This is a genomic window from Candidatus Zixiibacteriota bacterium (genome assembly GCA_021159005.1).
Lineage (GTDB): Bacteria > Zixibacteria > MSB-5A5 > UBA10806 > 4484-95 > JAGGSN01.
Window position 1 is genome coordinate 1 of record JAGGSN010000179.1, and the last position, 9,321, is coordinate 9,321.

8 protein-coding genes are annotated in these 9,321 nt (G+C 37.8%); 3 read left to right on the plus strand and 5 right to left on the minus strand.

Annotated elements, in window-relative coordinates; genetic code table 11:
* Positions 1-468 precede the first annotated feature (468 nt).
* Positions 469-684, plus strand: coding sequence for a hypothetical protein (locus J7K40_11260; GenBank protein MCD6162974.1), 216 nt, complete (start codon positions 469-471; stop codon positions 682-684).
* A 432-nt stretch (positions 685-1,116) separates the two neighbouring features.
* Here the strand turns inward: J7K40_11260 and J7K40_11265 are convergent, their stop codons facing one another.
* From J7K40_11265 to J7K40_11285, 5 genes are all read right to left on the minus strand, one after another.
* Positions 1,117-1,725, minus strand: a complete 609-nt coding sequence (locus J7K40_11265) for a hypothetical protein (GenBank protein ID MCD6162975.1) — start codon at positions 1,723-1,725, stop codon at positions 1,117-1,119.
* Positions 1,726-1,728: 3 nt separating this feature from the next.
* Positions 1,729-3,489, minus strand: coding sequence for a peptidylprolyl isomerase (locus tag J7K40_11270; protein ID MCD6162976.1), 1,761 nt, complete (start codon positions 3,487-3,489; stop codon positions 1,729-1,731).
* Positions 3,490-3,931: 442 nt separating this feature from the next.
* The gene (locus tag J7K40_11275; GenBank protein MCD6162977.1) at positions 3,932-4,336 is read right to left on the minus strand and encodes a T9SS type A sorting domain-containing protein; all 405 of its coding nucleotides are present in this window, start codon (positions 4,334-4,336) and stop codon (positions 3,932-3,934) included.
* A gap of 48 nt (positions 4,337-4,384) precedes the next feature.
* The gene (locus J7K40_11280; protein ID MCD6162978.1) at positions 4,385-4,924 is read right to left on the minus strand and encodes a right-handed parallel beta-helix repeat-containing protein; all 540 of its coding nucleotides are present in this window, start codon (positions 4,922-4,924) and stop codon (positions 4,385-4,387) included.
* A gap of 178 nt (positions 4,925-5,102) precedes the next feature.
* Positions 5,103-7,196, minus strand: coding sequence for a DUF4962 domain-containing protein (locus tag J7K40_11285; GenBank protein ID MCD6162979.1), 2,094 nt, complete (start codon positions 7,194-7,196; stop codon positions 5,103-5,105).
* A 456-nt stretch (positions 7,197-7,652) separates the two neighbouring features.
* Here J7K40_11285 and J7K40_11290 point away from each other — a divergent pair, with 456 nt between their 5' ends.
* Positions 7,653-8,285, plus strand: coding sequence for a hypothetical protein (locus J7K40_11290; protein MCD6162980.1), 633 nt, complete (start codon positions 7,653-7,655; stop codon positions 8,283-8,285).
* Complete coding sequence (locus J7K40_11295) at positions 8,285-9,022, plus strand: hypothetical protein (GenBank protein ID MCD6162981.1); 738 nt, start codon at positions 8,285-8,287, stop codon at positions 9,020-9,022. The genes J7K40_11290 and J7K40_11295 overlap by 1 nt, the downstream gene beginning before the upstream one ends.
* Positions 9,023-9,321: the final 299 nt, after the last annotated feature.

The window sequence follows — 9,321 nt, forward strand, 5'->3', positions numbered from 1 at the left end:
GCTGCCCGCGTCATTCCCAACACCGTCCGCGTCATTCCCAACTTGATTGGGAATCTATAGATTGGTCATGCCGACACTTCCTGCCTGCCGGCGCCCGCCTGTCTGCGGACACGGGGCATGGTATTCTTGTTATCCAACTTTGAATTAACGAACAGCTTCCTGGATTCCCCCGCCGCGGCAGGGGAATAACGTAAATGGGTAATCATCAAATTAAAATCAATTACTGAAATCTTATCTATAAATATTTAACAAAATAAAAGATGAAGTGCCGATGTTTATCGGAGCCGCCCAACATCCCGCTGCTCTATGGATTATGAAATAAGCAAGTTTCGATTGTTTGCGCATTATTTTAAGAACTCTATAAAAAGGCCGGACAGTAGTGAAGTGTAATAAAATAAATTTAGTATTGACGAATTGGTTTGAAACTGTTTATAGTAATTTGCGTAGTTTATTAAAAAGGAGAATGTCATGTTGTTTGGAATATTTTTATTATGTATAGGCGCTTTATATCTTCTTCGCAATTTTGGTTTATTTCATGGAAGTATTTGGAATTGGGCTTGGCCAATCCTATTAATTTGCATGGGTATCTGGTTGATAATAAAACCTTTTGCTTATAGAGCCAACTCAGATGAAAGCAATGAGCAAAGCAAGGATTTGACCACAAATATTCCCCCTTCAGATTAAGTATAGGCGGATTTTATCCCATATTTTAAAGTGGACTGCAAATAAATTCCTTTTGTTATTAAGCGGTGATGGGTAACCAAAAATAAACACACCCCCTCTCAAGAGGGTAATAAATAAAATGCACGAGGACGCATACCAACCACCCTAATCTCTCCCAAGAGGGGAATAATATCTATGTTAACACGTTATATGATTACACAATTTAAAATCCCCCGCCACTGGCGGGGGATTTAGGGGTGTGTTGACGATTGTAAAAAATAATAAGAAAGTTGTCGAATATTTTATTTTTCTGTGATGGTATTTTTTGCCCAAACGTGTAATGGTATCAATTCATAGCAATGCCCTATATGATAATCACTGCCATTATGAAATTACTGCCTGCCGGCAGGCATGGCTGTAAAATATGGAGTTAAAAAAATCTCATTAACGACTTTAAGCCAGTAAAAAATGCATTAAACACCCGGAGGCTAATGGCACGGTGAGATTATCATCGATATAAAGTGGTAAAAATTCAAATAATGCGCCAACAAGCACACCTCCCAAAGCGATTGTATATTTCAAATCGGGGACGAAAGAGACAACAATAGCGGAGGCCGCAATAAATGCCAGCGTTCCCTGAGGAGATTTGTTGTGAAATCTTATACTGCCGAAACGCCGTCCGAAAAGCGCCGCGGCAGTATCGCCTATTACAATAATCACCATTGAGGCGGCCGCTACCGGAATATCAAATAATAAATAGACTAATATGCCGGCTAATAATATAGTGGTAGCTCCGGAAAAACTTTTTTTCTCCCTGGGACGCATAATAAAGCCAAAATATTTCGCTAAAAACCGCTTAATTTTCTCATTACCGAAAAGCCGCAATAAATCAAACATACCGGCAAAAGTAAATGCGATTAAAAGGCAAATTATTACTATTTCCGAAGAAAACAGAAAAAAGCCCATAGGCATAGTTAACGAAAGAAGATGTATCCCCTTACGGCAAATCTCGCCTTTCCAGCTTATAAATGAATCATCATTGACTGCGTTTCCATCAGTCATGAATCATCCCTTGGGAGCAATTTCAACCACACGTATCGTTTCGGGAAATTTATATTTATTCAGCGTTTTAGTATCTATTACAATCTCCGCATTGGCTCGCCACTGCTCCATAACCTGCCTTTTCACAATAGAATCTGCTTGCTCGATTAATGCCCTTTTGATACCGGGTTTAACCTGGTTAAGCTTTTTATCGGATTTGCGGTCGACAAGCTTTGCAATATGGTAGCCCCATTCGGTTTTAAACGGCAGAGAGATGCTGCCTTTATCAAGGCTGTTGACAATACTAAAGAATTCTTCGCCTAATTCCTGCTCGGAAATATAGCCAAGGTCGTAGGCAACCTCTCTGATTTCAGGTTCGCCGGGATAATATTTTAGAGCCATTGTTTTAAAATCAGCGCCCGCCTCAAGCGAATCTCTTATAATTAAAGCTGTCGATGAATCCTTAAAAATAATATGCTGAACGTGAAGCGGTTTTTTCTCTCTATAGCGTTTTTCAAAATTTTCTTTATAATATTGCTCCATCTCTTCCTCGGAGGGCTGGTATTCAAGATTGCGCAATATATGTTTTACCCTAAGAGAAGCCTCTTTGCGGGTAACCTCATCCTTAACCTGGATAACCTTGGGGTCATCGTAATAACCAAGACTCTTTCCGGCCGCTCGAAGAAGCGGATTAATGGCAATTTCTTGTAAAAAATTTTTCTTGTCGTTTATTGTTGGCTCGGTAATTTGATTCATTCGCAGATATTTCGGATATTTATTCTGCATCTCATTCTCGAATACAGTGTCTTTCTCATTGACAATCATCACCCACTCGTTCGGGTCGAGTGTGCTATCGGGTTTGTTCAGTATTTCCTCATTATAAACGGGTGTAAAATTAGTTTTTAATGAATCGACAAATTTATCGGTTAATTCTTTTTCCTTAGCGCGAGACAACTGAGTTTTAATTTTGTCAAATAGTTTTTTATCAAGCTCAAGCTGTACTTCTGACTTATGGTCGTCTATCCTGATAATATGATAGCCAAAACTGGTCTTAACCGGTCCAATTATATCCCCGATATTAGCGGCAAAAGAGGCAGAATCAAAAGCAGGCACCATTCTGCCGCGAGGGAAATAACCCAGATCGCCGCCTTTCTGATTATTGCTTCTATCCTGTGAATATTTAACAACCAGGCTATCCCAATTTTCGCCTTTTTTGGCCCTCTCATAAACAGCTTTAGCCCGCGCTATTGTCTCTTCGATATTTATATCGATAGCTTTTTTCTTTTTATCTTCCGAATTCAAACCGGCTGTATCGGGAGGGGGAATCTTAATCAGAATATGAGCGGCTTTAACTTGTTCGGGGTCTATAAATTTATCAAGGTTTTGTTGATAATACTCAACTATTTCGCTGGAATCTATGCTGACATTAGCAACAATTTCTCCCTGGTACATTATCTTTAAAACAACATTTACCAAATCATTTGTGCGTTTATCAAGAAATTCCCTGTCATATTCAAGTTCTGCTGCCATTGAGTCTATTCTGATATCAATTAACGCTAAGTCAATTAGTGAATCCAGTAAAGCAGCTTTCAACGATTCAATGTTGGTAGTATCGCTGATAATGATATTTGATGACTCGGCAATTGAATCGAGTTGAGCGCCGCTAATCGATTTACCATCGACACTGGCTAATATCATGGAATCTTTATCAATCTGTTCATGCTTAAAAATACAGGCAGTAGTTAAGAGTAATATAGCAATTAGCGTCAATTTTATTGTTCTCACTTTTTCCTCCAATTCGTTTTTGTAAAAATAAGCTAATTTTTGCTTTTGCAATTATATCAACATAAGATTACATGTCAAGTTTTATCATGCCTATAAATAAAATTTTACTATCAGCCTGCATTCTTTATAAAACTTAATCCGCCATAGGCAGACTTTTCTACCAGAGCTGTCGGAAGTAACTTCCGACAATACAAGGTAATTTTTAACAGCGCAAAAACACTCTGTATTCTTAATTGGTCCCGATACTATTTCTATCATATTATTGTCTATTAGATTAAAAGCTGATTCCTAATAATATAATTGACTTTATGAATAATCCGGTATAGAAGTATCTGCCAATTAAGCCTAAGAAAAATCAGGCTTGTTTATTTTAACAAGCCTGATATTTTGTAATAATTGCCAACAGAAAAGAATATTAGAAAATTAAATATTCCAAACCGTATTATTTCAGCAGCGTCATCTTTTTCGTTTGCACAAAACCATCTGTTTTAATGCTGTAAAAATATACGCCGGATGATTGATTGTTTGCATGCCAGGCAATTTGATAAGAGCCAGCAGATTTTTCTTCGCTTACGAGAGTAGCTGCACAGCGGCCAAGTATATCATAAATTTCGATAGTTACAAAAGATTGTTTCTGTAAACTGTATTCGATAATAGTAGAAGCGTTAAACGGATTAGGATAGTTGTTTGCCAGTATAAAGTTGTCAGGTTGATCTCTTTCAGATTCGATAGAGGAAATCTCGAATAATGCCCCTCTATCACCGTCATAACGGCCGGAATTTCTACAGGGAGAATCATCCTGTAAACGGAAATTGTTGTTGTCTTCATCGACAAAAAGCGGATCCATGTCTTGATCCCCCAGACCGGGGTTAAATGGGTTTACCTCATCGCCGCCTCAGCCAGGGCAAAATTCAGCATAGCGATAGCTAATTGTATTGTAAACCGTATTAAAGCCTATGTAACCCGGAATCTCATTCTCGATGCCAAAATATCCATAATAGCAATCAGTTATAATATTATCATATATCTGTGTATTAGCTCCGATGCCAATATAGAATGTTCTAATTCCAGAATCCGTCATCCCTGTAATAGTGTTATTTTTAATTATGGCTGATGATCCAGAGCCAATATAGAGGCCGGCATGACCGTCTATAATAACGCAGTTTTCAATATCGAGATGAGAACCGCTGACACAAATTGCTCCAGTGTTTATGCGACCATGAATTAATGCACCATGTCCATTAATATAGACGTTTAAACCGGTCGTGATATTTAGGTTTCCCAAGTATTCAATACTGGGGTCGAGATCGAGCCATTTATCGTACTCGCCACTGCCACCCGCCTCATCGTAAACCTCCCATAAACTCTGATAAGCAATTGCCGGGATATTGCCCATCAAAAGCATCATGATGATGATTAGTAAAGTTTTTTTCATAAACGCTCCTAACGTTAGAAGTTATATCTATATAATAATATTATTATCTTAATATTGCAAGAATTTTATTTAATAAATTGATATTGTTATACAAATATCGTAAAAATAACAGTAGGTTTCCTCTATTCTATTTTCGTTTAATATCAATACTATTCCGTTATCACACAATAAGTTAATTCTATCTGTTTTCAAAGATCATTAAACCGTTATCTCTATCCGTAATATATGAATTATCCTCATCAGCCCAGACACCATATGCATACGGTGTACTGTAAGCCGCTAAGAAGCAAGGAGCATAAGGATTGGAAATATCGATAACTTTCAAACCACCAGAACCATCGGCAAGATAGCAGCGATTGCCCACAACATGAACGTCCTTGGTTCTGCCTGAGGTGTTAATATTGCTAATAAGCACAGGGTCAGCGGAATATAATGAATCGTGGTCAAACGATGGTATGGTATCGGGCAAATCGAAAATCTGTAACCCGCCGCGGTCATCGGCAACATACGCAAAACCACCCTGAGTAGTTACAGCCAATGCTATTGATGGCGTATCGCCCCAACCCAAAATCTGAGGGCTGTTTAATAGAAGCGAATCCACGCCATCGGCTGTATGGGTTGCAGAGACATTAAGCCACCATAAACCCACCTGTGAAACCGCTACGAATACAAACATTCCGGATTGATATTCAACTGTATATATATCATTTGTCGTATCGCAATATTCAACATAGATAGACATCGTATCAAAGCAGACACCTTCAGGATCGGAGGGAAGTTTAATAGGTAAAACATTATAAGCATCGCCAAATTGGGGTACGCTATCGACATACACAATCTGATTGAAGCAAATATATCGCTTGCTGAATCCCGAATGAACCGAAAAGAGATATAGCGTATCCGGATAGGGATAAGAAATGCCTGTTAAGCATTCGAGATTTTGTTCCCAGAAAAGGCACCTGCTTTTATAGGAATCCGGATCGTAGGGATATCTAATATCCAAAGCCATAATTTTTCCGTCCATATCGGCAACATAGGCGATATGATCATCATGAACTTTCCATACCGATTGAGCGAAATCTCCGTCGCTTCTATCGATATTAGCAAGATAAACCGGCTCAGCCGGATTAGTAACATCAAACATCGTTAATAGCGCATGTCCATCGGCAACATATGCCACAATGCTGTCGGGTTTTTCCGGATTTACAAAAACATCCTGAGCAGTTCCCGGCGTACTAGCGACTGCAAGCAATCCGATATAATTTGAGCTATTGTTAATTCTAAATGACCAGACCATTGCATCTGACCAATCCCCCCAAACATTAATATCATTTTGAGCTCTTACTCTCCAATAATACAAGTCGTTGCTAAAATTGCCGCATGTGTAAGTAGTATCAGTATCGCCGAATGTGGTATCGTTTACTTCAATATTTGTAAATGATGAATTTGTAGCAATCATAATCTGGTATTTTTCAGCGTCTTCCAATCTATTCCAAATTAACTCGGGAGATTCAACAAAGGTAAGACCTGTATTTGGCGGATAAACAAGCTCAACAACATCAACATCATATTCGGAACCATCGCTGATTCGGAAAAACCAGATAGTCGCTTCCGATAAAGCGCTCCAACTTGAATCATTTATTTGAGCTGATACTCTCCAAAAATACAGACTATTACTGAGTTGGTTTTCATATCTATATGTAGTATCACTAATTACGGTATCAACAATACAAACCGAGAAATCAACATCTCCCGAAATTTGAACACTGTAATTAATAGATTCCTCAAAAGTTCTCCATATAAGTTGAGGTGTTGCAGCAAACATCATGCTATTTAACGGATAGGTTAATCTAACAACTTCCTGATTTTCACCAATATGGAAAGACCTGATTTTGGCATCAGACCAGTCCCCCCAAATATTATCGGTATTTTTAGCTCGCACGCGCCAATAATAATGGCCGTTGTCAATATCCGATTGATATAAATACATTGTATCATTTTCAGCTTTGGTAAAAACAAGACTGCTAAAAGCCGGGTCGCTGGCAAGCTGAACCTGATAGTTCACAGCTTCATCCAGTAATTCCCAAATTAATGAGGGCATTGTTTCAAGAATCGGATCGCTATCAGGAGGATATTTTAGGGTTACACTCTTGGTAAAGGGCTTATAGATTATAATTGTCTCTTTAGTGCAATTTAGAATAAAGAGTATGATTGTTAAGCTTAATATAATAAAGGGAACTAAAAACCGCTTGATTTCAAATAATTTTTTCATTATTACTCCTTGTTTTAAGATATAACTAAAAAAGGTTTGCTACAACTATAGCAAACCTCAGTTAACTTCGCTAAAATTTCATTTTATGCTTCTCTTTAATTAAGCACCTAAGCACTTACTCACTTGTAAATATAAACCCGAATAATCTTAATGTCAAGCAAAAACAGCATCTGAAATTTTCCCGATTTTTTTCTGAACATACAGGTCGGGGGTCGCAGACTCGTCCAAACTTCGACTACAGGATAAGCTCACTGCGTACAGTTTCATAATCGATTGGGGCACAAGGATGTATGCCAATCGCTAAATGGCTCGTGTTTCGCAAAGGAATGACTATTGTGAAATGTTTTTAGATATTTAATTTTGCCCGATTTTCAACGCAATCTCCGTGATTTGTTTTGCTAATATCTTGCCAATATGTATTAAATTAGCCGTGCTCATGCCGATAATATTTATATTATGAATAAAATTCCAGCGGGATTAACATCGACTGTCAAAGCCAATGGCAAGAAATTTATTTTGCAGACAGAATTTATCTCTTTGTCGGACGATAATCAGGTTTCTGAGCAATTTCCAAAAGCAGCAGGCAAAATTGTTACATCAGTGTCGATTGAGGGACAGGTTGTTCATAAAGTGGACAAAGCATATAATGAGTCCTTTGATAATGAGGAGAGATTTCACAAAGCAGAAAAAGCGGTTAAAAAACAACATATCTCCATTGCTAAAGTAGTATCTTTAAAGGCTAAGGAATTTCTTAGCGCAGCTATGTCTATCGATGTTACTCCTGAGGACAAATTACGTCTAATATGCGGGATTTTAAACGTAACGAAAATTGATTTTACCGGTTCCTCGAACAACACAAATTCTATAAGTTCAGAAAACCAAGTCCTAAAAAATGTTGAATTGCTGCGCAATTTAGTGATAGGGATTTCCCAGAGCACTCGGTTGGGAAAACTTAAAAAATCAGTCGGTACAATTGACAATGAGAAATTCATTTTGACAGGCTTTGCCGGTGAAACATATTTTTTAAATTTAAAATCGGATGCTGATATTTCAAAAGTTATTAAAGAATTGGAAAATGTTAGGATATAATGAATAATATACTGGCTAATATCAGAGCGGTAAAAGGAGTAATAGGCACGATTGTCGTAGATAAAAATCGTTCTCTAACTTACGAATTAATGCCGGCTTCTTATACCACCGATGATATAAAAAGAATTGCCTTGCCGCTATTACATTTTGGCAAATCGCTAACCAAAAATATGTCGATGGATTTTTTCTTTGAAAAAGGTGCGGCTCGAATATACAATCGCGAGAAACAAATAATTATAATTATAGGACAGCCTGAACTTAATTTGAATACACTCGGATTTGTCTGTCGAGAAGCAGTTCACGCAATAAGTCGAAAACTTACTCATCAAAAATCCGGGGTTAAGACGGAAACAGTTTCCAGCTTACCGGATGTCGGCACAGAATTCCTTATTAATGCAATTAATATCATCTCCTCAAATTGTGTGGAGAAGATTGGCGCATATATGGCTACAAAATATCTTCGTCAGGCAAAAGATGAGCTGGTTTCAACTTATCCGCTCTTGTCCAGCTTAACTGTCGATAATAACAGCATCGTATCTGTAATAAAAGGTTTGTCTGCAAAATCTGATGAGGAAACTCTTACTGCCTTCGCTCATTGGGCAAACTTGTTTTTATCATCCGCCGCTAAAGCTACTAATAAACTCAAGCCTGCCGATATAATGGAACTTACTTTTGAAATAAAAGATAAGCTGCAAATATCGGGGTTTTACCAGCTTTATGCCGACTTAGGAGTATAACAGACAATTATATCTCAGCTTTCTTTCCTAAGATATTATTTTCAGCTATTAAAATTAAATCCCAATACGGTTCTTTTCATTATTGCGTTGACAGAAAACATCCTGAAGCAGTGCCTAAGGAAAGTCTTTGGTAAAGCCTGTCCTCTATGCAGCAGCGCTTAGGGCACTATATATTTAATAAAATTTCGTTCATTGATAGATATTTTTACACTACTGTCCGGCCTTTTTCATAGAGTTCTTTAAATATTATCCAACAAGCGAAACTTGCTTGATTCGCAACCCATAGAACAACAAGACAT

What these genes read in the sequence shown, in the direction of transcription:
- J7K40_11260 (MCD6162974.1), top strand. Translation starts at nt 469, where the DNA reads ATGTTGTTTGGAATATTTTTATTATGTATAGGCGCTTTATATCTTCTT.
- J7K40_11265 (MCD6162975.1), bottom strand. Translation starts at nt 1,725, where the DNA reads ATGACTGATGGAAACGCAGTCAATGATGATTCATTTATAAGCTGGAAA.
- J7K40_11275 (MCD6162977.1), bottom strand. Translation starts at nt 4,336, where the DNA reads ATGGATCCGCTTTTTGTCGATGAAGACAACAACAATTTCCGTTTACAG.
- J7K40_11280 (MCD6162978.1), bottom strand. Translation starts at nt 4,924, where the DNA reads ATGAAAAAAACTTTACTAATCATCATCATGATGCTTTTGATGGGCAAT.
- J7K40_11285 (MCD6162979.1), bottom strand. Translation starts at nt 7,196, where the DNA reads ATGAAAAAATTATTTGAAATCAAGCGGTTTTTAGTTCCCTTTATTATA.
- J7K40_11290 (MCD6162980.1), top strand. Translation starts at nt 7,653, where the DNA reads ATGAATAAAATTCCAGCGGGATTAACATCGACTGTCAAAGCCAATGGC.
- J7K40_11295 (MCD6162981.1), top strand. Translation starts at nt 8,285, where the DNA reads ATGAATAATATACTGGCTAATATCAGAGCGGTAAAAGGAGTAATAGGC.